The 21,207-nt window shown below is 72.6% G+C and carries 20 protein-coding genes; 11 read left to right on the top strand and 9 right to left on the bottom strand.

Annotated features, from left to right (window positions below; all coding sequences use genetic code 11):
• Window positions 1-28 precede the first annotated feature (28 nt).
• The 5 genes from OG956_RS13385 to OG956_RS13365 form a co-directional block, all read right to left on the bottom strand.
• A complete protein-coding gene (locus OG956_RS13385; protein ID WP_330338205.1) occupies window positions 29-808 on the bottom strand; it encodes a succinate dehydrogenase iron-sulfur subunit in 780 nt (259 codons plus the stop codon).
• The gene (gene sdhA, locus OG956_RS13380) at window positions 808-2,562 is read right to left on the bottom strand and encodes a succinate dehydrogenase flavoprotein subunit (RefSeq protein WP_330338204.1); all 1,755 of its coding nucleotides are present in this window, start codon (window positions 2,560-2,562) and stop codon (window positions 808-810) included. Before sdhA ends, OG956_RS13385 begins: the two co-directional genes overlap by 1 nt.
• A 19-nt stretch (window positions 2,563-2,581) precedes the next feature.
• Window positions 2,582-3,064 (bottom strand): succinate dehydrogenase hydrophobic membrane anchor subunit, encoded by a 483-nt coding sequence (locus tag OG956_RS13375; protein ID WP_330338203.1) that lies wholly within the window; start codon window positions 3,062-3,064, stop codon window positions 2,582-2,584.
• Window positions 3,065-3,069: 5 nt separating this feature from the next.
• A complete protein-coding gene (sdhC, locus tag OG956_RS13370) occupies window positions 3,070-3,450 on the bottom strand; it encodes a succinate dehydrogenase, cytochrome b556 subunit (protein ID WP_330338202.1) in 381 nt (126 codons plus the stop codon).
• Between the two features lie 124 nt (window positions 3,451-3,574).
• Window positions 3,575-4,129: a 2-oxo-4-hydroxy-4-carboxy-5-ureidoimidazoline decarboxylase gene (locus OG956_RS13365; protein WP_330338201.1), complete on the bottom strand. Its 555-nt coding sequence runs from the start codon at window positions 4,127-4,129 to the stop codon at window positions 3,575-3,577.
• 155 nt (window positions 4,130-4,284) lie between these two features.
• Here OG956_RS13365 and OG956_RS13360 point away from each other — a divergent pair, with 155 nt between their 5' ends.
• The 3 genes from OG956_RS13360 (at window position 4,285) to OG956_RS13350 (ending at window position 7,140) form a co-directional block, all read left to right on the top strand.
• A complete protein-coding gene (locus OG956_RS13360; RefSeq protein WP_330338200.1) occupies window positions 4,285-5,937 on the top strand; it encodes a beta-N-acetylhexosaminidase in 1,653 nt (550 codons plus the stop codon).
• 90 nt (window positions 5,938-6,027) lie between these two features.
• Complete coding sequence (locus OG956_RS13355; RefSeq protein WP_330338199.1) at window positions 6,028-6,591, top strand: hypothetical protein; 564 nt, start codon at window positions 6,028-6,030, stop codon at window positions 6,589-6,591.
• A 162-nt stretch (window positions 6,592-6,753) separates the two neighbouring features.
• Entirely contained in the window at window positions 6,754-7,140 is a 387-nt protein-coding gene (locus tag OG956_RS13350; protein ID WP_330338198.1) for a hypothetical protein, read from the top strand.
• A 116-nt stretch (window positions 7,141-7,256) separates the two neighbouring features.
• On the opposite strand, the gene OG956_RS13345 is transcribed toward OG956_RS13350, so the two are convergent.
• Window positions 7,257-9,869, bottom strand: coding sequence for an FG-GAP-like repeat-containing protein (locus OG956_RS13345; protein ID WP_330338197.1), 2,613 nt, complete (start codon window positions 9,867-9,869; stop codon window positions 7,257-7,259).
• Between the two features lie 392 nt (window positions 9,870-10,261).
• Here OG956_RS13345 and OG956_RS13340 point away from each other — a divergent pair, with 392 nt between their 5' ends.
• From OG956_RS13340 to OG956_RS13325, 4 genes are all read left to right on the top strand, one after another.
• Window positions 10,262-10,903: an RNA polymerase sigma factor gene (locus tag OG956_RS13340; protein ID WP_330338196.1), complete on the top strand. Its 642-nt coding sequence runs from the start codon at window positions 10,262-10,264 to the stop codon at window positions 10,901-10,903.
• Between the two features lie 231 nt (window positions 10,904-11,134).
• The gene (locus OG956_RS13335; RefSeq protein WP_330338195.1) at window positions 11,135-11,914 is read left to right on the top strand and encodes a hypothetical protein; all 780 of its coding nucleotides are present in this window, start codon (window positions 11,135-11,137) and stop codon (window positions 11,912-11,914) included.
• 291 nt (window positions 11,915-12,205) lie between these two features.
• Entirely contained in the window at window positions 12,206-12,868 is a 663-nt protein-coding gene (locus OG956_RS13330) for an RNA polymerase sigma factor (protein ID WP_330338194.1), read from the top strand.
• Window positions 12,868-13,947 (top strand): hypothetical protein, encoded by a 1,080-nt coding sequence (locus OG956_RS13325; RefSeq protein ID WP_330338193.1) that lies wholly within the window; start codon window positions 12,868-12,870, stop codon window positions 13,945-13,947. The genes OG956_RS13330 and OG956_RS13325 overlap by 1 nt, the downstream gene beginning before the upstream one ends.
• Before the next feature lie 209 nt (window positions 13,948-14,156).
• Here OG956_RS13325 and OG956_RS13320 read toward each other — a convergent pair whose 3' ends face one another.
• The gene (locus tag OG956_RS13320; protein ID WP_330338192.1) at window positions 14,157-14,996 is read right to left on the bottom strand and encodes a L,D-transpeptidase family protein; all 840 of its coding nucleotides are present in this window, start codon (window positions 14,994-14,996) and stop codon (window positions 14,157-14,159) included.
• A gap of 79 nt (window positions 14,997-15,075) precedes the next feature.
• Between OG956_RS13320 and OG956_RS13315 the strand changes: the two genes are divergently transcribed.
• The 3 genes from OG956_RS13315 to leuE all read left to right on the top strand — a co-directional run bounded on the left by OG956_RS13315 (window position 15,076) and on the right by leuE (window position 18,027).
• Window positions 15,076-16,656 (top strand): acyl-CoA mutase large subunit family protein, encoded by a 1,581-nt coding sequence (locus OG956_RS13315; protein WP_330338191.1) that lies wholly within the window; start codon window positions 15,076-15,078, stop codon window positions 16,654-16,656.
• 90 nt (window positions 16,657-16,746) lie between these two features.
• A complete protein-coding gene (locus tag OG956_RS13310) occupies window positions 16,747-17,328 on the top strand; it encodes a Uma2 family endonuclease (protein ID WP_330338190.1) in 582 nt (193 codons plus the stop codon).
• A gap of 48 nt (window positions 17,329-17,376) precedes the next feature.
• Window positions 17,377-18,027, top strand: coding sequence for a leucine efflux protein LeuE (leuE, locus tag OG956_RS13305; RefSeq protein WP_330338189.1), 651 nt, complete (start codon window positions 17,377-17,379; stop codon window positions 18,025-18,027).
• Window positions 18,028-18,034: 7 nt separating this feature from the next.
• Here leuE and OG956_RS13300 read toward each other — a convergent pair whose 3' ends face one another.
• Window positions 18,035-19,405 carry an FAD-dependent oxidoreductase gene (locus OG956_RS13300; protein ID WP_330338188.1) on the bottom strand — a complete coding sequence of 457 codons (1,371 nt, stop codon included), beginning with the start codon at window positions 19,403-19,405 and terminating at the stop codon, window positions 18,035-18,037.
• Window positions 19,406-19,474: 69 nt separating this feature from the next.
• Between OG956_RS13300 and OG956_RS13295 the strand changes: the two genes are divergently transcribed.
• A complete protein-coding gene (locus OG956_RS13295) occupies window positions 19,475-20,125 on the top strand; it encodes a TetR/AcrR family transcriptional regulator C-terminal domain-containing protein (protein WP_330338187.1) in 651 nt (216 codons plus the stop codon).
• Between the two features lie 35 nt (window positions 20,126-20,160).
• On the opposite strand, the gene OG956_RS13290 is transcribed toward OG956_RS13295, so the two are convergent.
• Window positions 20,161-21,111, bottom strand: a complete 951-nt coding sequence (locus OG956_RS13290; protein WP_330338186.1) for a class I SAM-dependent methyltransferase — start codon at window positions 21,109-21,111, stop codon at window positions 20,161-20,163.
• Window positions 21,112-21,207 lie beyond the last annotated feature (96 nt).

Raw genomic sequence — 21,207 nt, 5'->3', positions numbered from 1 at the left:
GCGGGGCCCTCGGGAACGGCCGGGATGCTCAGTAACGGCGCGTGATGAGCGCGCGCTTGACTTCCTGGATCGCCTTGGTGACCTCGATGCCGCGCGGGCAGGCGTCCGTGCAGTTGAAGGTCGTACGGCAACGCCACACGCCGTCACGGTCGTTGAGGATCTCCAGGCGCTGCTCGCCCGCCTCGTCACGGCTGTCGAAGATGAAGCGGTGCGCGTTCACGATCGCGGCCGGGCCGAAGTACTGGCCGTCGTTCCAGAACACCGGGCAGGACGACGTGCACGCGGCGCACAGGATGCACTTGGTGGTGTCGTCGAAGCGCTCGCGGTCCTCGGGGGACTGCAGCCGCTCGCGCGTCGGCTCGTTGGTGTCCCTGGTGACCAGGAACGGCATCACGTCCCGGTACGCCTGGAAGAACGGCTCCATGTCCACGACCAGGTCCTTCAGGACCGTCAGGCCCTTGATGGGCTCGATCGTGATCGGCTTCTCGGGGTTGATGTCCTTGATCAGCGTCTTGCAGGCGAGGCGGTTCTTGCCGTTGATCCGCATCGCGTCCGAGCCGCAGATGCCGTGGGCGCAGGAACGGCGGAAGGTGAGGGTGCCGTCGATGTCCCACTTGATCTTGTGCAGGCCGTCGAGGACACGCTCCTTCGGGTCGATCTCCAGCTGGAAGTCTTCCCAGGACGCCTCCGCCGAGACCTCCGGGTTGAACCGGCGGACCCGGAAGGTGACCGTGATGTAGGGGGAGTCGGCGAAACCGGGCTCGGGCTTGCCGGCCGCCTCTTCCTTGTCCAGAACAGGGGTAGCCATCAGTACTTACGCTCCATCGGCTGGTAGCGGGTCTGGACGACCGGCTTGTAGTCGAGACGGACGGTTTCCGAGCCGTCGGCGCCGACCTCGCGGTACGCCATGGTGTGGCGCATGAAGTTGACGTCGTCGCGGTTCGGGTAGTCCTCGCGGTAGTGACCGCCGCGGGACTCCTTGCGGGCCAGGGCCGACACCGCCATGACCTCGGCCAGGTCCAGCAGGTTGCCCAGCTCGATGGCCTCCAGCAGGTCCGTGTTGAACCGCTTGCCCTTGTCCTGGATCGCCACGTTCTTGTAGCGCTCCTTGAGCTCGGCGATCTTCTCCACGGCCGTCTTGATCGTCTGCTCGGTGCGGAACACCATGACGTTGGCGTCCATGGTCTCCTGCAGCTCACGGCGCAGGTTCGCCACGCGCTCGTTGCCGGTGGAGGTGCGCAGCCGCTCGATCTGCTCGACGACGAAGGACTCCGGCGCCTCGGGCAGGTCGGCGTAGTCCGCCTTCGCCGAGTACTCGGCGGCGGCGATGCCGGCGCGGCGGCCGAAGACGTTGATGTCCAGCAGCGAGTTGGTGCCCAGACGGTTGGCGCCGTGCACCGAGACGCAGGCGACCTCGCCGGCCGCGTACAGACCCGGGACGACGGTGGTGTTGTCCGCCAGGACCTCGCCCATGACGTTCGTCGGGATGCCGCCCATCGCGTAGTGCGCGGTCGGCTGGATCGGGATCGGGTCCGTGTACGGCTCGATGCCGAGGTAGGTCCGCGCGAACTCGGTGATGTCCGGGAGCTTGGCGTCCAGCTGCTCCGGCGGCAGGTGCGTCAGGTCCAGGTAGACGTGGTCGCCCTCGGGACCGCAGCCGCGGCCCTCGCGGATCTCCGTGTAGATGGAGCGGGACACGACGTCGCGGGACGCCAGGTCCTTCATGACGGGAGCGTACTTCTCCATGAAGCGCTCGCCGTCCTTGTTGCGCAGGATGCCGCCCTCGCCGCGGGCGCCCTCGGTGAGCAGGATGCCCATGCGCCAGATGCCGGTCGGGTGGAACTGGAAGAACTCCATGTCCTCGAGCGGCAGACCCCGGCGGTAGACGGCGGCCTGGCCGTCACCGGTGAGGGTGTGCGCGTTGGAGGTCACCTTGAAGAACTTGCCGCAGCCGCCGGAGGCGTAGATGACGGCCTTCGCCTGGAAGATGTGGATCTCGCCGGTCGCCAGCTCGTAGGCGACGACACCGGCGGAGCGCTTGACCCCGTCGACCTCGGTGATCAGCTGGTCCAGGACGTAGAACTCGTTGAAGAACTCCACGCCCTCCTTGACGCAGTTCTGGTACAGCGTCTGGAGGATCATGTGGCCGGTGCGGTCCGCGGCGTAGCAGGACCGGCGGACCGGGGCCTCGCCGTGGTTGCGGGAGTGACCGCCGAAGCGGCGCTGGTCGATGGTGCCGTTCGGGGTCCGGTTGAACGGCAGGCCCATCTTCTCCAGGTCGAGGACGGCGTCGATGGCCTCCTTCGCCAGGATCTCGGCGGCGTCCTGGTCGACCAGGTAGTCACCGCCCTTGACCGTGTCGAAGGTGTGCCACTCCCAGTTGTCCTCCTCCACGTTGGCGAGCGCGGCGGCCATACCGCCCTGCGCGGCGCCCGTGTGGGAGCGGGTGGGGTAGAGCTTGGTCAGCACGGCGGTGCGGCTGCGCTTCGTGGCCTCGATGGCGGCGCGCATGCCCGCGCCGCCGGCGCCGACGATGACGGTGTCGTACTTGTGGATCTTCATGATTCTCGCAGCCCCGTGCCTAGCGGATGTTCGGGTCGAAGGTGAAGATCACCAGCGTGCCCAGCAGGATGGTCCACACCGTGGCGGTGTACAGCAGGGCCTTCAGCCACATGCGGGACGCCGGCCGCTCGGCGTAGTCGTTGATGACGGTGCGCAGGCCGTTGGCGCCGTGCAGCATCGCGAGCCACAGCATCAGCAGGTCCCAGACCTGCCACCAGGGGGACGCCCAGCGGCCCGCCACGAAGGCGAAGCCGATCTTGGAGACGCCGCCGTCCAGCACGAGCTGGATCAGCAGGTGGCCGATGACCAGGATCACCAGCACGATGCCGGACAGGCGCATGAACAGCCACGCCGCCAGCTCGAAGTTGCCCCGGGTCGACTTCGGGGACTTCTTGGTGCGCTTGCGCGGCGCCTCGATCAGCGGGGCCGGGTTGTCGACGGAGTAGCCGGCGGTCCCCTCGACGGGGCCGACTCCGGAAGCGGGGGTTTCAGTCGTGGACATCGGCGTCAGCTCCCAAACAGGACACGGGCGGCGTGGCCGAGGACCGGGTAGATCGCTCCGAGCATCAGCACGATCCAGACGCCCATCACGGCCCAGAACATCTGCTTCTGGTAGCGCGGGCCCTTCGACCAGAAGTCGACGGCGATGACGCGCAGGCCGTTGAGCGCGTGGAAGAGGATGGCGGCGACGAGGCCGTACTCCAGCAGCGCGACGATCGGCGTCTTGTACGTGGCCACGACCTTGTCGTAGGCCTCGGGGGACACACGCACGAGAGCGGTGTCCAGCACGTGAACGAACAGGAAGAAGAAAATGAGGACGCCGGTGACTCGGTGAGCCACCCAGGACCACATTCCTTCCCGGCCGCGGTACAGCGTTCCAGCCGGCACGGAAGAACCCTCCGGGAGCGGGGACTAGGGCCGCGCCGGCTTCGGTGTCGGTCGGGCCCGGCCGGGTACGGTCCACCGGCCCCCAGCATCGTAGCGAGGCCCCGCGCCGTGCTTTACGGGGGGCCTACCTGGTGTGATCAAATTGGCACCGGATGGGGGAGCGGCGGTGCGGGACCGCGCCGCCGAGGGAGGCCGACAGCCTCGCCCCCGCCACGCGGCGCAGCTCGTCGGCCGCTATGACCCGCTCCTCGTCGGGATCGTTCGCCAATCGTGACCGGATGGCCTCCAGGATCCGGTCCAGGCACTCGCCCGGCGGGGCATCGCCCAGATAGATGACGAACGCGTGCCCGAACCGGGCCTCGTAGGCCGCGTGGGCCGCGCTCAGCGCCATGTGGGCGGCCGAGTAGGCGTCCGCCGGCAGCTCGGGAAGGGTCTCGCCCGCCAGGGCCTGCGCCAGCTCCGCCGGCGGCAGGTCGTACGCCGCCTCGTCCGCCGCGGCGAGCAGGGAGCCCAGGTCCGGGTAGGGGCGGTGGTCCGCGACGCGGTGCGCCCAGCGCAGGCTGCGCAGGCAGTGCAGCAGGAGCGCGCGGGCCTCGTCGGCGGGAGCCGCGTTGAAGGCGTCGAGGGGCTTGGGGATCGAGGGAAGGCGGTGGGCGGCCAGCGTGGGTCCTCGCGTCACTGTGTGGCGTGGCAGGGGATGCTGTGAAATGTGTGTCGTCAGGTTATCGAGAGTGGTCACTGTGTGTCGCTGAGGTACCGGAAATTCACCCGGACGGAAGAGTTTCGGAGTCTGCGGATGACGGTTGACGGGCGGACCGGTCGTACGTTGGCGGGATGACCCAGCACAGGCGCCGTGCTCCGGCGCACCAGGTGACGCGGAAGCGGGCGGTGGTGGCCGCCGCGGTCGTCGGGACCGTCGCGCTCGGCACGGGGATCGGCGTATGGGCCTCCTCGGGCGGCGGCGGGCCGGACGGAGGCGCGGCGCCGCCGCGGACGTCGTCCGGCCGGGTGGCCGGCACCTCCCCCGGCACGGCGGCCACGCCCCCGGCCGGCACCGCCCGGACCTATCCGCTGTCCCGGGCGCCGCGGACGATCCCCGCCGTGCGCTCCCACACGGCGGCCCGCGGACCCGGCTGGACGCCGCGGAAGGCGGACCGGGTGGTCGTCAGCGACGGCGAGCTGGCCGACGAGGGCCGGCTGATCGCCGGCGAGCTGGGGCTCACCTACGCCGGCGAGAAGGACGACGTGCGGGCGGGCGACGTGCGGCTCGCGCTCGGCGGCGGCGGGAACCAGGAGTCGTACACCATGACCGTCCGCGACGGGCGGGTCGACATCAGCGGGCCCGGCGAGGCCGGCGTCTTCTACGGCACCCGCACCCTGAAGCAGGAGGTCCACGGCGGCGGCACGGCCCCGGAGGGCGTCGTGCGCGACGAGCCGGCCAAGCCCGTGCGCGGGTTCATGCTGGACATCGCCCGCAAGCCGTTCTCCGAGACCTGGATCGAGGACCGGATCCGCGAGCTGGGGGACCTGAAGTTCAACGAGCTGGGGCTGCACTTCTCCGACGACCAGGCGTTCCGGATCGAGTCCAGCACCCACCCCGAGATCGTCTCCCCGGACCACCTGACCAAGGCGCAGGTCAGGAGGATCGTGGCCCTGGCGAACAGCCGGCACATCACCGTCGTGCCCGAGCTGGACTCGCCGGGGCACCTGGGCGCCGTCCTCGCCGCCCACCCCGACCTGCGGCTGCGCAACGCCGGCGGGGTCGTCACCAAGGGCGCGATCGACATCTCCAAGCCCGCCTCCGCCAAGCTCGTCGACGACCTGCTGAACGAGTACGCGGGCCTGTTCACCGGCAACCAGTGGCACCTGGGCGGCGACGAGTACCAGGCGCTCACGGTGAAGGACCCGCAGGCCTCCTACCCGCAGCTCGCGGCCGCCGCCCGGCAGAAGTACGGCACCGGCGGCACCGTCGCCGACCTCACCACCGGCTGGCTCAACGACCGCGCGAACACCGTCCGCGCCCACGGCAGGACCATGCGGGCCTGGAACGACGGCTTCTACCGCGGTACGTCCGTGCAGGCGGCCAAGGACCTGCAGGTCGCGTACTGGACCGGCAAGGAGATCGGCGCCCGGCAGCCGGAGGAGTACCTGAGCGCGGGCCGCAAGGTGCTCAACTACAACGACGAGTTCCTCTACTACGTCCTCGGCCAGCCGCAGACCTTCGTCTATCCGACCGGGCAGCGGATCTACCAGCAGTGGAACCCGCGGGTGCTGCGCGGCACGACGGCCGTCCCGGCACGGTACGACGGGCAGATCCTCGGCGGTTCGTTCGCGGTGTGGTGCGACGTCCCCGACGCCCGGACGGAGGCCCAGGTCGCGGCCGGCATCCGGATGCCGCTGCGGGCCACCGTGCAGAAGCTCTGGTACCCGGGCACGCCCCCGCTGTCCTGGGCCGGCTTCCGGAACCTCGCGAACCGGCTTGGCTGAAAAGCTACTGTGACACTCCCGCGCCGTCTCACGCAGTAAAGGGAAGTGCGGGCTCCGTAACGGTCGGCGCCCCGGCGAGGGAGACATTTCATGAGCCTGGTGGAACTGATCGCACAGGCCGACGAACGTGGACTGGCCGCCGGCGGGCTGGCTTGTTTGGATCGGTGCCTGCCGCTGCTCGGCGCCGACGACGAGGTGCTGCGGCCCCTGTGGGCGAGCCTCGCCGACGGCGCCGACTGGGCGCCGGGCCTCGAGAAGGCGCGCGCCGCGGTCCCCGCCGGGGAGCCGGACAACGAGGCCGCGCTGCTCGCCCGCCGCATGCTGGACGCGGCCCCGGCCGAGCGCACCGCCGACGCGGTACGGCAGTGGGCCGACGCCTGCTCGGTCGCCTCCCTGCGCATCCACCGGCTGCTCGACCCCGCGGCGGAGGGCGCCGCTACGGACGGCATCGACGCCGGGCGCGCCGGCGACACGGCGGACCTTCCTCCCCTGGTCGCGGCGGAGCTGCGGCGCCAGACGGCGGTGCTGGAACTGCTGGCCGCGCACGGGGCGCAGGGCCTGCGCCGCGCGCTGGACCTGTCGACCGAGGGGCGGCGGGTGCTGCGGGCGGTGGTGTCCCGCCGCGAGCGGAACGAGTCGGGTACCGGGGGCTGAGCGCCCCGGCGGGCCCGCGCCGGTCAAACCCCCTGCCGTGCGCGAGTCCTGTGACTGTCATGCGGTGGATGTGGGGCCCTTCCGCACGTTCGGCGAAACACCCGGGATCCCGGTGACGCCTGAGCGGGCCGCCTCGCTTTTCCCTATGTGACAGCCCAGTACGTGACAGCACAGCAGGAGACCAGGCCGCACGCCGCGGCGAAGCCCGTGCGGTGGGCCGCGGACGTGGTGGCGACGATGCGGGAGGGCGCCCGGATCCGGCTCGACTACTCGGCGCAGAGCCTGTGGCGGCTCGACCGGATGATCGAGGAGATACGCCGCGAGGGACCGCCGTACGCCGCCGTCGAGAGCGTGCTGCGCGGCTTCGGCGCCTACGCGGGCGAGGTGATCGTCCGCCAGAGCGGCGCCGAGTGGTGGTCGAGCGGCGGCGACCACTGGGTGCGCACCCCCGACGGCCGCCTGTGGGACCCCCTGGACGAGGCCCGCCGCGCCTACGAGGGCCACGGCTCGCTGCGCCTGCTCTGCCGTGACGCGACCGGCTCCCGCTGACCGGCCGGGACACCTGACCGACCGGCCCCCGCCGAAGCGACCGGCTCCCGCCGAAGCGACCGGCTCCCGCCGAAGCGGCCGGGACCCGCCGGCGCGGCGGGTCCCGGCCGGGAGCGTCACGGCGTCAGGCTCGAGCCGAGGGCCGCGGCGGTGGGCGTGCCGAGGGTCGTCCTGCCGAGGACCGCGGTCTGCGCGTAGCCGAGGCCGGAGCTGTTGCTCGGCAGGTACATGAGGATGCCGTCGCCGCCGTCCTCACCGCCCGCGCCGAACGTCAGGTCGGCCCGGCCGTACCCGGACACGTCGGTCAGCGACACCGCCGTACCGAGCTGGTCGCCGCTCTCGGTGGAGCCGGGGACGCCCGAGGTGTCCTGCGAGATCCCGGTCGCGCCGGTGCCGGTGATCCCGGTCGCGCTGCCCTTGAGGAGGAGCACCTGGCCGGCGTTGGCGCGGTTCACGCCGTCGCGGGTGATGTCCTCGTTCGGCACGCCGGCCAGCACGTCGGGGTAGCCGTCGCCGTTGTAGTCGCCGGCGGAGACCGACCAGCCCATGGCGTCGCCGTCCTCGGCGGCGCCGGGCACCCCGCTGGTGTCCTGGTCGATCGTCTTCATGCCGGTGGTGGTGAAGCCGGTGGAGGCGCCGAGCAGCATGGTCACCTGGCCGCCCTTGTAGGCGCCGGACTCCGAGGTGTACGGCTGGCCGATGACGATGTCGTCGTAGCCGTCGAGGGTGAAGTCGGCCGCGGCGATCGAGCGGCCGCCCTTGACGCTGAGCACGCCCTGCTTGGCCGGTCCGCTCGCCGAGCCAGCGAACCGGACCACCCGCGAAACCCCGCCCGCGTCACGGTAGTTGAGGGCGACATCGGTGTATCCGTCCCGGTTGAAGTCACCGGTGGCGGCGTCGAGGTAGGCCACGGAGCCGGTGGCCGTGGTGAGGGTGCCGGAGGTGGTGGCGCCGCCGGTCAGCCGGACGTTCCAGCTGCCCCCCTTGCCCGTGCCGGCGCTGAACACGTCCGCCTTGCCGTCGCCGTTGAAGTCGCCGACCGCGACCGTCGAGCCCAGCTTGGCTCCGGTCGCCGTGACGCTGCCGGAGGTGGTGTACGAGAAACCGGTGTCGAGGGCCGGGCCGTACATGACGGTGACCGAGCCCCGGTCGGCGTGGCCGCTGGTGTCGTCCTCGCCGGGGGAGCCGATCGCGAGGTCGGCGTAGCCGTCGCCGTTGACGTCGCCCCAGGCGGTCGCGGCGCCGAAGCCGTCACCGCTCTCGCTGGAGCCGGGCACGCCCGGGCTGTTCTGGGTGAGGGTGATCTTCCTGGCCGTGACCGGGCCGTTCACGCCGCCCGGCACGACCGTCACCGAGTTGGCCTTCGGGGTGCCGGCGACCAGGTCGGGCAGGCCGTCGCGGTCGACGTCCGAGGTCGGCAGGGCGTGCGAGACGCCGGGCGTCTTCGCGAGCGTCGCGATCAGGGACAGCTTCTTGTAGAGGCTGTCGCCGGGGCACAGCGTGGAGTTGGTGTCCCGGTGGCCGAAGACCCGCGGCAGCGTGATCTGCTGCCCCTGCGGGATCAGGTTGCCGTCCTGGCCCTTGGGGCTGCCCGAGGTCAGCGTCACCTTGCCGGTCGGGTCGATGCCGTACATCCCGAACTTCCACGCCACGATCCGCGCGATCGAGTCCAGCGCGGCCCGCGAGGGCTGGGCGGTCATGTAGTTGCCGATGTAGGAGATGCCGACCGTGTTCGTGTTGAAGCCGATGTCGTGCGCGCCGACGACCGGCAGGTCCATCCCGCCGCTGCGGCCCTCGAAGATCTGCCCGCAGCGGTCGACGACGAAGTTGTAGCCGATGTCGTAGTAGCCGCGGGAGAAGTGCTCCTGCTGGATGGTGCGCATCCGGGCGCGGGAGTCGGCGCAGGAGAGGGCGTTGTCGCTGTCCACGCCGGTGTGGTGGATGACGGCGGCCTTGATCTCCGTGCCGTAGCTCGGCGTGCCGTCGTAGTCCGTGGACGCGCCCCACTCGGCCTGCGTGATGATCGGCGGCTTGGCGACCGTGGACGGCCGCGGCGCGGGGACCGTGCTGGTCGGTGTGGGGGAGACGGTCGCCGACGCGGAGTCCGTCGGGGACGGGGTGGTGGACGCCGAGGTGGAGCCGGCCGGCGTCGGCGTGTCCGCCGGTGTCTGCGTCGGTGTCTGCGCCGGAGTGTCCGTCGCCGGGGCGGAGGCCGAGTCGGTCGCCGTCGGGGTGACGTCCGCCGCGAACGCGGCCGGCTGCGGGCCGCCCGCCGGGTCGGTGCCGGGGTCGAGGAGCCTGACGTCCATGCCCTTCGGCTGGCCGCCCGCCTCGCTGCCGTCGGCGTTGACCAGACGCACCTGGACGCCGTCGGAGTCACCGGTCCACAGCGAGGCCGTGCCACCCCGCGCGGCGCCGGCGCGCGCGGCCTCCGCGCCGTCCGCCTGGTACGGGTCCTCGGGCAGCTTCTGCCAGCCGGACCACGTGCCGCTCGCCCGGTCGCGGGTGCGCACCTCGGGCGTGCCCTTGGCCTTGGCGTGGGCGTCGTCCCAGGTCAGCAGCAACGCGCTGAACCGGTCCGTGTCCTTCTGGCCGAGTCCCTCACGGCCCGCGCCGCGGCTCTCGAGCTTCAGCGTGTGGACGGCCGCCTTGCGGCTCTGCCCCTTGCCGCCGGACTGCGCCGCCGGGTCCGCCATCGCATACGTGACGATGCCGGCACCGCTCAGCACGACCGCTCCGGCCGTCAGCCACGCCCGTCTCCTCAGACTCAGCGGTTTGTACGCACGGGTCCTGCGAGGACTCACTTATCCCACCCCTAGACAATGAACACGATGGCACCACCAGTCACAGGCGCCACTTACACAGCGCACAGCCCTGTCCGAACATCACCGGACCGGTTCAGCCGGCCGCCAACCGGCGTACGAGGAAGGCGGATTGCCCGCTTCCAGGCGCCCTGGTCCGGTGCGCACCGCCGGGCGGAGCGGACCGCCGCCTGTGACACATCTGTGCGTCCCGGCGCTGATCATCGTGGGACATGGAGCACGTGCGGCCGTGTCGCACGACGTGGACTCGGTGCGCGCGCGGGCACGGGTCCTGGGCTGGGTACGGACGAGGACGGTTCTTGGGCCACGGAGGGGAACCCCGCCGCCGGCAGGCGTACGACGGGGAGCTGGGCGCGGCCGTCGCGCGGGCCCAGGCCGGCGACGAGTCCGCCTTCGCGGTGGCCTACCGGCTGGTGCAGCCCGGCCTGCTCGGCTATCTGCGCGGCCTGGTCGGCGACGACGCCGAGGACGTGGCCTCCGACGCCTGGCTGGAGATTGCCCGCGACCTCGGACGCTTCAAGGGGGACGGCGCCGGCTTCCGCGGCTGGACCGCGACCATCGCCCGGCACCGGGCCCTGGACCACCTGCGCCGCCTGCGGATACGGCCGCAGGCCGCGCCCCTGGAGCAGGACGCGCTGAACGTTCCCGGCCCGCTGAGCACCCACGACCAGGCCCTGGAGACGCTGTCCACCGAACGGGCGCTGGAGCTGGTGCGCAGCCTGCCGCGCGACCAGGCCGAGGCCGTCCTGCTCCGGGTGGTCGTCGGCCTCGACGGCCCCGCCGCCGCACGCGTCCTCGGCAAACGCCCCGGCGCCGTCCGCACGGCCGCCCACCGCGGACTGAAACGTCTCGCCCGCCACCTGGGCATCCCGGACCCGGCGCAGGAGCACGGCAGGTCCGCCACGGACGACGGCCCCCGGACGCCGGGGGAGCCGGCATGAACGGCAGCGCGTGGGAGCCGTATCCATAGGGGGCGGCGATGATCCCCCGGGCCCGTACGGGGTCGGGGAGCGCGAACGATCCCCGGTGGGGCGGCTGTGCGAGGTCCGGGCGAGCCGCCGGTCCCGGGGCCCCGGCGCGGGCCGGGGCCGCCCTTGGAGCCGGGCCTTTCACGAGGGCCGGGAGGAGACCGTGTCCCGGCGATGGTACGGCGGACGAGAACAGGGACGAGCATGGGTGAACGGCACAGCGGCGACGGAACCTCGGGACGCCGGCGTGCGCACCCCGGCGGCGCCCGCTCCGCCCCCGACCACACGCACGGGGACCCGGCATTCGAGGCACGGCTCGGTGCGGCCCTGCGCGGCGGCGGTGTCGACGCGGAGGCCGAGCGCCGGGCCGTGGCCGCCTTCCGCGCCGCCCGCGAGACGACGGCGCCCCGCGCCCGCACCCGGCGCCGGGACGACTGGCGGCCCGCGGCGCCGGGGCGTGCGCGGCTGTCGTGGAAGGCCGCGCTCTCGGTGACGCTGGCGAGCCTCACGCTGGGCGGCGTCGCCGTCGCCGCGATCGGCTCCGCCGCATCCGGCCACCGCGGCCACCCGGACACCCCGCGCCCGGCCCGCCCGTCGACGAGCGTCTCACTCCCGCCGGCCGCCCCCGGCGCGTCCACCGGAACCGGCGGCGGGGGATCCGGCACGCCCTCCCCGCGCCCGCACCATCCGGCCACCGCCCGGGACACGGTCGCCCACTGCCGTACCTACGAGCGGGCCGGGCGGCGGGGCGGCGCGCTGGACTCGACGGCCTGGCGGCGGCTCGTCGCCGAGGCGGGCGGCGAGAACAACGTCGCCGCCTACTGCGCGGCCGCGGTGGCGCACGCCACAACCGGAAACGGTCAAAACCAGGGAAAAATCGGCAAATCGGGCAAGTCGAACGCCAACTCGGGGACGAGCAACGGGACGTCCAAGCCGACCCCGACCGCGGGAGCCCCGAAGGCGAAGGCGACGAACGGCCGCTGACCGAACCCCGGGCGCCGAAAGCGGCCGCAGCCCGGGAAAGGCAACGGCCGGGGCCGCCACCCCCCACAGGAGAGGCCCCGGCCGTCGCGCGGTCGGGCCGCGCACGGCCCGTACCTTCTACAGCGCCGTGCGTGGCTTTTCTGTCACACCCGGCCACCGCCGGTCCTCACCCTGCGCACATCCGTACCCGGTCACGAGTTAGTTGCATCTTCTACGGACATGGACGAAGAGCGGTTTCACGCCGTAACGTGCCTTTCGCGCCGACCGGGAAACAGGCGTAAAGGGAGTCAGGTGCTGGGGGACGACGCGGAGCTGACCGCCGCGGTGCGATCGGCACAGGACGGGGACGAGACCGCGTTCCGTACTGTGTACCGCGCGGTGCATCCACGGCTGCTCGGATACGTACGCACACTGGTCGGTGATGCCGACGCCGAGGACGTGGCCTCGGAGGCCTGGCTGCAGATCGCCCGCGACCTCGACCGGTTCAGCGGAGACGCGGACCGGTTCCGCGGCTGGGCCGCGCGGATCGCCCGCAACCGCGCCCTGGACCACATACGCATGCGCGGCCGCCGCCCGGCCATAGGCGGCGACGAGACGGAACTGACCGGCCGGCCCGCCGAGTCCGACACGGCCGGCGAGGCCATCGAGGCCCTGACCACCGACAGGACCCTCTCCCTCATCGCGCGGCTCCCGCAGGACCAGGCCGAGGCGGTCGTCCTGCGCGTGGTGGTCGGCCTCGACGCCAAGAGCGCCGCCGAGACCCTCGGCAAACGCGCCGGCGCCGTACGCACCGCGGCGCACCGCGGTCTGAAGCGGCTGGCCGAGCTGCTCGGCGACGATCCGGAATCGGCGGGCGTGCTCGGCGCGCTCCCATCCCAGCGAGAACCGCGCCGCGGCGCGGTGTCGTCCGCAACTGTGACGGATACGCGTGCGCGGACGCAGAAGGACATGTGATGGCCGACGAGCAGTACAAGTGGCTGGACCGTGAGACGGCGGAACGCCTGCTGCGCGGTGAGTCGCTGGAAGCCGTCGACGCCTCCGCCCGTGACCAGGCCGAACGTCTCTCCGCTGCGCTCGGCGCGCTGTCCGCGGAGGCGGCCCCCGCGCCCGGTGAACTCCCCGGTGAGCAGGCCGCCCTGGCCGCGTTCCGCAAGGCCCGCGAGGCCGCCGACGCCGAGCGGACCGCCGCCCGTGCCTCCGGCTCGCGCGTCCACGGCCGCGACGCGGGCCTCGTCCGCATCGGCGGCCCGGCCCGTACCGGAATCCCGGCCCGCCGCCCCCGCTGGGCCCGGCCCGTGCGCCTGGCGCTCGCCGCCGTGGTGGCCGTGGGCACGGTCGGCGGGGTCGCCATGGCCGCCGGCACCGGGATCCTGCCCACGCCGTTCGCGCCCGAGCGCCCCGGACCCGCCGCGTCCGTCTCCGCCGACGGCACCTCCGGCGCCCCGCTGTCCCCGGCCTCGCCGCAGGGCACCCCGGGCACGTCCCCGGGGCCCGGCGCGCCGAGCGGCAGCGCGGGCGCCGGCCGCGGCGGCTCCGGCGAGGCCGCGGGACCCGACGACCGCACCGGTACGAACAGCCCCTCGGGCTCCGGCGCCCCCACCGGCACCTCCGGCAACCGGTGGAAGGACGCGACCGCCGCCTGCCGCGACCTCAGGGCCGGCAAGGAACTCGACTCCGCCCGCCGCCGCGCCCTGGAGAACCTGGCCGGCGGCAGCTCCCGGGTGAGCGGATACTGCAAGGCCGTGCTGGCCACCGCCGGTTCCGGCGAGGACGCGACGGGCGGCGACAAGGGCGCCGCGAACGGCGGCGGCGGAAACGGAAACGGCAAGGACAAGGGCAAGGGCGGCGAGAACGGCCAGGGCGGCGACGACGAGGGCAACCCCGGCCACGGCGGCGACGGCCACGGCAAGGGCCAGGGCGGCGGCAAGGGCCAGGGCGGCGGTCAGGGCAACGGCAAGGGCCACCACGCGGTCGCGCCCGCCCGCACCACCACCCTCGGCCCGACCCCCAGCCCGACCTACACAGCGCTCTGACCTGCGCGTTCCCCGTCCCCGAAAAATTCTCCGCGCGGGGTGTGACGTTTTTGGAGCCCGGTACGCAGTACTGAGTGAGCCGACTGGTCATCGGCCGTCGCACTGAGCCGGGGTTCCCCCCGTACCCGCGGCTCGTGCACCTGGCGCGGGCGGGACACGTTCCCCCGGTCCCGCCCGCGCCCCGCAATCCCCCGTCGCCCGTGGGCGCGTCACCAGTGGACGACGACCTTGTCGCCCACCCGCACCTGAGCGAACAGCTCGGCGATCACCGTCTCGTCCCGCACGTTCACGCATCCGTGCGAGGCCCCCGCGTAACCGCGCGCCGCGAAGTCGTAGGAGTAGTGGACGGCTTGGCCGCCGCTGAAGAACATCGCGTACGGCATCGGCGAGTGGTAGAGCGTGGACACCCAGTCGCGCGCCTTCCAGTAGACGTGGAACACACCCTCCCGGGTCGGCGTGTACTGCGCCCCGAACCGGACCGCCGTCGTCGACAGCGTCCGCCCGTCGACCATCCAGCGCAGCGTCCGCGTCGTCTTGTCGATGCACAGGACGCGCCCGGTCATGCAGCGCGGATCGGGCGCGCCCGCGGGCTGACCGCCCATCAGGTACAGCTCCCAGGTCCCCGGCGGGTGCGTCATGGCGACCAGCCGCTGCCAGGTGACGGTGTCGGTGCGCCCGGTCCGCGGCAGTCCGCGCTTGCCCTGGAAGCCGCGGACCGCCTGCTCGGTCAGATCGTCGTACGACCCCGTCGGGCCGTCGAACAGCCAGTCCAGCTGGCGCAGCCGGGCCTGCAGCTCCCGCACGCCCGGGCCACTGTCCCCGCGCGCCCACAGCACCCAGGCGGGCGCGGCGGGCGGCCGCTGGGCCGTCCGGGTGGGATCCGCCGGCCGGCTCGCCGGGGCCCCGGTCGAGCCGCGGGCCGGCGTCGGGGCGCGCACGGGCGCCGGGGGTTTCCCGTCGGCGCCCGCGGGCTGCACGGTGCAGCCGCAGAGCGCGGCGAGGGCGGCGGTCGCGGCGAGCACGGCGGCGGGCCTTCCCGATTTCCTCATGCCCGGATGCTTCCCAGCGTGACCGCCGCCGAACGACGGGGCATGGTGAGGGGTGACAGGACGTACCGCGGAGGCCTCCATGACGCGTGAGTCGGAGTCGGGACTGCCCATCGAGCCGGTCTACGGGCCGCAGGCTCTGCACGGCTGGGACCCGGCCGGGAAACTGGGCGAACCGGGCACATACCCCTTCACCCGAGGGGTCTACCCGACCATGTACACGGGCCGCCCGTGGACCATGCGCCAGTACGCCGGCTTCGGCACGGCGGCCGAGTCGAACGCCCGCTACCGGCAGCTGATCGCCCACGGCACCACGGGCCTGTCGGTCGCCTTCGACCTGCCCACCCAGATGGGCCACGACTCCGACGCGCCCCTCGCGCACGGCGAGGTCGGCAAGGTGGGCGTCGCGATCGACTCGATCGACGACATGCGGGTGCTGTTCGACGGCATCCCGCTCGACCAGGTCTCGACCTCGATGACGATCAACGCCCCGGCCGCCCTGCTGCTGCTCCTGTACCAGCTGGTGGCGGAGGAGCAGGGGGCCCGCGCCGACCAGCTGACCGGCACGATCCAGAACGACGTGCTGAAGGAGTACATCGCGCGGGGCACCTACATCTTCCCGCCGAAGCCCTCCCTGCGGCTGACGGCGGACATCTTCAAGTACTGCACCGCCGAGATCCCGAAGTGGAACACGATCTCCATCTCCGGCTACCACATGGCCGAGGCGGGCGCCTCGCCCGTCCAGGAGGTCGCGTTCACGCTCGCCGACGGCATCGAGTACGTGCGTACGGCGGTGGCGGCGGGCATGGACGTGGACGACTTCGCCCCGCGCCTGTCCTTCTTCTTCGTGGCCCGTACGACGCTGCTGGAGGAGGTCGCCAAGTTCCGTGCCGCGCGCAGGATCTGGGCCCGGGTGATGCGGGAGGAGTTCGGCGCGCGGAACCCGAAGTCGCTGATGCTGCGCTTCCACACCCAGACCGCCGGGGTCCAGCTGACGGCCCAGCAGCCGGAGGTGAACCTGGTCCGGGTCGCCGTACAGGCCCTGGCCGCGGTGCTGGGCGGCACCCAGTCCCTGCACACCAACTCCTTCGACGAGGCGATCGCCCTGCCCACGGACAAGAGCGCGCGCCTCGCCCTGCGCACCCAGCAGGTGCTGGCCCACGAGACGGACGTGACGGCGACGGTCGACCCCTTCGCCGGGTCGTACGCGGTGGAGCGGATGACGGACGACGTCGAGGAGGCGGCCGTCGACCTGATGCGGCGGGTGGAGGACCTGGGCGGCGCGGTGGCGGCGATCGAGCGGGGCTTCCAGAAGTCCGAGATCGAGAAGAACGCGTACCGCATCGCCCAGGAGACCGACTCCGGCGAGCGGGTGGTCGTCGGGGTCAACCGCTTCCAGCTGGACGAGGAGGAGCCCTACGAGCCCCTGCGCGTCGACCCGGCCATCGAGGCGAGGCAGGCGGAGCGGCTGGAGAAGCTCCGGGCCGAGCGGGACCAGCGGGCGGTGGACGCGGCGCTGGACGCGTTGCGGAAGGCGGCGGAGGGCGAGGACAACGTCCTGTACCCGATGAAGGAGGCGCTGCGGGGGCGTGCGACGGTGGGGGAGGTGTGCGGGGCGCTCCGCGCGGTGTGGGGGGCTTATGAGCCGTCGGAGGTGTTCTGAGCTGGGCGGTTACTTCGTATGGGTGATCATGGGCGGAAGGCGCCCGCGTCCGGTTACGCTCGTGGAGAGTGCTCCTGAAAGGAGGTTGCCGTGGCTGTGATAGAGCGCGAGATGACGATCGAAGAAGCCGCCGACCGTGTCTCCAGCTGGCTGCCCGGACACCGCGTCGAGATCCTTCGAGGGAGCATCATCGTGACGCCGCCGCCGGATGGCCCGCATCAGGGGACCATCTTCGAGGTCGGTTATGAGATCCAGCGGGCAGGGGCGAAGGAGGCGGGCCTTAGGGTCCGTCCCGGTATCGGCCTGTGGCTGCCGACAGGACGCGCTGACTATGCGATCCCGGACCTGTCCGTTGTGGAGGCCGACTACGCAGACGCGTTGGTCGGGAAGAACTGTTACTCACCGCACGTCTTCCGCATGGTGTTGGAGGTGACCTCCTCCAATTGGACGGAGGACACGGCGAACAAGGTCGAGATCTACGCGGAGACCGGCATTCCTGTCTACCTCGTAGCCGACCGCAAGCACGACGAGGTCCTCCTCTACGTAAACCCGGTCGACGGCAAGTACCCCGACCCCCTCCGCTACAAGCGAGGCCAGTCCGTCCCCGTCCCCGAGTCCGTCGGCGTCTCTCTCGACCTCCCCGTCGACACCCTCCTCGACGGCGACGACTGACCGCCGCGCCGGACCGGAGTGTCGTACCCCCGTGCGACACTCCTTTCCATGTTCGGTGTGATCGATCTCCCCACCTATCTGGCAGGACTCGTCCTGATCGTCCTGCTGCCCGGCCCCAACTCCCTCTACGTGCTGTCCGTGGCCGCCCGGCGCGGTGTGCGGGCCGGTTACACCGCTGCCGCGGGCGTGTGGTGCGGGGACACCGTGCTGATGACGCTGTCCGCCGCCGGAGTCGCCTCCCTGCTGAAGACGAACGCGCTGCTGTTCGGGATCGTGAAGTACGCCGGCGCCGGGTATCTGACCTGGCTGGCGATCGGCATGATGCGGGCCGCCTGGCAGATGTGGCGGACCCGGAGGGAGAAGGCGGTCGACGAGGACGCCTCGTCCACCGCCGGGTACGAACGGCCCTTCCGGCGGGCCCTCGTCGTCAGCCTGTTCAACCCCAAGGCGATCCTGTTCTTCGTCGCCTTCTTCGTGCAGTTCGTCGACCCGGACTACGCCTGCCCCGCCCTGTCCTTCGTCGTCCTCGGTGTCTTCGCCCAGCTGGCCAGCTTCCTCTACCTGAGCGCGCTGATATTCGGCGGCACGCGCCTCGCCGCCGCGTTCCGGCGCCGCAAGCGGCTGTCGGCGACGGCCACTTCGGTGGCGGGCGCGCTGTTCCTCGGCTTCGCGGTGAAGCTGACGCTGGCCAGCGCCTAGGGAGGGCTCAGACGCCGATCCCGGCCAGGTAGGCCCGGGCCCCCTCCGCCGTGTCGCCCGCCCAGCCCACATAGCCGTCGGGCCGCACCAGGAACACCCCCGGGCCGTACGACTCGGGAGCGGCGGGCAGCGCCCGTACACCGGCGCCGGAGGCCTGCGCGCCCAGCAGCGTCCAGTGCGGCCCCCGGAACGCGTCGAAGAGGCGTACGCCGTCCACGGTGCCGTCCGGCGCCCGGTCGCCCGCCCGGACACCGGCGGGGCGGGTCCGTGTCTCCACGCTCAGCGACGACTCCCGGTAGTCCAGGCCCAGTTGGACCGTCGCCCTGCCGCGCCGGACCTCCCCGCGGTGCACGCCCGTGGACAGCTCCAGCATGGCCGCCGCGTTGGCCCGCCGCTCCTCCTCGTAGGTGTCCAGCAGCGCCTCGGGCGCCCCGCCGCGCAGCACGGCGCCCAGCTTCCAGCCCAGGTTGTAGGCGTCCTGGACGCTGGTGTTCAGGCCCTGGCCGCCGGCCGGGGAGTGGACGTGGGCCGCGTCGCCCGCGAGGAGGACCCGGCCGGCCCGGAAGCGGTCCGCGAGGGCGGCGCGCGGGCGGAAGTCGGAGGACCAGCGCAGGTCGGTGACGTCCTCGGGCAGCAGGTGCGTGTACGCGGCGAGGAGCTTGCGGACGCCGTCCAGGGTGAGGTCGGGTTCCGTGCCCTCCGGCAGGCGTGCCTGCAGCTGGAACTCGTCCGTGCCGGCCAGCGGGCACAGGGCGACGCCGGTGCCGTCCGCTCCCGGGAACGTGTGCCAGTGGTCCCGGTCCAGGCCGCTCAGCCGCACGTCCGCCACCAGGAACGGCGCCGGGTCCACCGTCTGCCCGGCCATGCCCACGCCCACCGCCTGCCGGACCGCCGAGCGTCCGCCGTCCGCTGCGACGACGTACGCCGCGCGGGCGGTCGTGCCGTCGGCGAACCGCACCGTCACGCCCTCGGCGTCCTGCTCCAGACCGGTCGCCTCGCGGCCGAAGGCGACCTTCCCGCCCAGCTCCAGCAGCCGCGCGTACAGGATCTCCTGCGTGCGCCACTGCGGGACCATCAGCGGCTCGGTGTACGGCGTGCCCTCGTCCGCCTCGATGCGGTCGAACACCGGCTGCTCGCCGGCCCGTTCGCCGTCCTTCCAGATCGTCCGCGGCGGGTAGGGGCCGCCCGCGGCCCGGATCGCGTCGACGACGCCCAGGTCGTCGAAGACCTCCAGGGTGCGCGGCTGCAGCCCCTTTCCGCGCGAGCCGGGGAACAGACCCGCCGACCGCTCCACCACCAGGGCCTCCACCCCGCGCCGCGCCAGGTCGACGCCGAGGGCCAGACCCGTCGGACCCGCACCCACGATCAGAACATCCATCGCATTTCTCCTTAACGCCGTTAAGTGCCGACGCCGACGAGGATTCCTTAACGCTGTTAAGCTGTCAAGGTGAGTCCCGAGAAACGCGCACCCCTGGACCGCCGGCGCGTCGCCGGCACCGCGCTGCGGCTGCTGAACGAGGTCGGTCTGGAGGGGCTGACCCTGCGCGCCATCGCCAAGGAGCTGGACGTCAAGGCGCCCGCCCTGTACTGGCACTTCAAGGACAAGCAGGCGCTGCTGGACGAGATGGCGACCGAGATGTACCGGCGGATGGCCGCCGGTGCCGCACTCGACCCCGCCGACACCTGGCAGGAGCGGCTGCGGAAGACCAACCGCGGACTGCGGGCCGCGCTGCTCGGCTACCGGGACGGCGCCAAGGTGTTCAGCGGCTCACGCTTCACCGGCACCGAGCACGCCCCCGCGCAGGAAGCGAACCTGCGGCTGCTGACGGACGCCGGCCTCACCCTCGCCCAGGCGGTCCACGCCGGCCGCACGACGTACGCGTACACGATCGGTTTCGTCACCGAGGAGCAGGGCGTGCGGCCCCTCCCGGACGAGCGCCGGGAGGGGTACGACATCGAGGACCGCGCCCGGCGGATGGCCGCCTTCCCGCTCGCCGCCGAGGCCGGACGGCTGCTCTTCGACGGCTACGACGAGCAGTTCGAGGAAGGACTCGCGCTCGTGATCGCCGGAATCGGGGCGCGCTACGGCGCGGGCTGAGCCGCTCCTCGGCGCGGGATCGGCTCAGCCGCCCCTCAGCGCCGGGCGGAGCGCGCCCTGCGGATCGCCCGGGTGACCACCGGCGGCAGCAGGTCCGCAGCGACCCGGCGCACCCGGCTCCGGCCGCGGCGCGCCGCCGGGCGGGCCGGCGGCGCGGCGGGCGCCGGGGTCTGCAGCGGGGGCAGCGGCGGCGCCACCGGTTCGGGCTCCGGCTCGGCGACCGCCTGCGCGTGCTTGGACGGCGGGAACTCCGGCGCCCGCATGCCCTTCGACTTCAGCCGGATGATCCGGTGCCCGGCGGCCTCCTGGACGCTCAGATGGCAGTCGGACCGCTCCCGCACCATCGCCAGCAGCTCCTCCTGCACGGGCTCCGGGTCGCCCCAGGTGCCGTACAGCTTCTGGGTGCTCAGGCAGACCGGGCGCAGGCCGCGGTTGAGCACGGCCTCCCAGGCGGCTATGGAGACCCCGGGGGTGTGCTCGGAGCGGAAGTCGTCCAGGACGACGATCCCGTCGGGGAGCAGCAGATCGCGGGCGGCCCCGATGTCGCCGTGCACGTGCTCGTACAGGTGGGAGGCGTCGATGTGCACGAACCGGCAGGAGCCCGGCTCGACCTCGGCGGGCACCAGCGAGCTGGGACCCTGCAGCACGCGGGGGAGTTCGTCGTGGAAGGAGAGGTAGTTCTCCTCGAACACCCGCCGGGTCAGCGTGGCGTAGGACTTGGCCGCCTCGGCCTGGTTGGCGTCGTCGGGGGCGTCGCCCTCGAACAGGTCGCACACGGTGTACCGCTCGCCGGGCTGCTGGTGGCTGCCGAGGAAGATGGCGCTCTTGCCCATGTAGACCCCGACTTCCAGCAGATCACCCCGCATCCCGGAGTCTTCCTGCCGGTTCAGGAACCAGCCGAAGAGCACCTGGTCGAGCACCGGGAACCAGCCGGGCACGTCGTCGAGGCGGCGGGGCGGGCGGGTCGTTTCCTGGATGGTGGCCATGCGGGGTGGCGCTCCCTCGGTACGGCGTCTGTGGGATCCCTGCGGAAAGCCTGTGGGGTGGCGGTGGCGAGGGCTCTACCGTGCCTGCCCGAGGGC

It is taken from the genome of Streptomyces sp. NBC_00557 (assembly GCF_036345995.1).
Lineage (GTDB): Bacteria > Actinomycetota > Actinomycetes > Streptomycetales > Streptomycetaceae > Streptomyces.
This window is presented reverse-complemented; position numbering and strand designations above follow the sequence as displayed.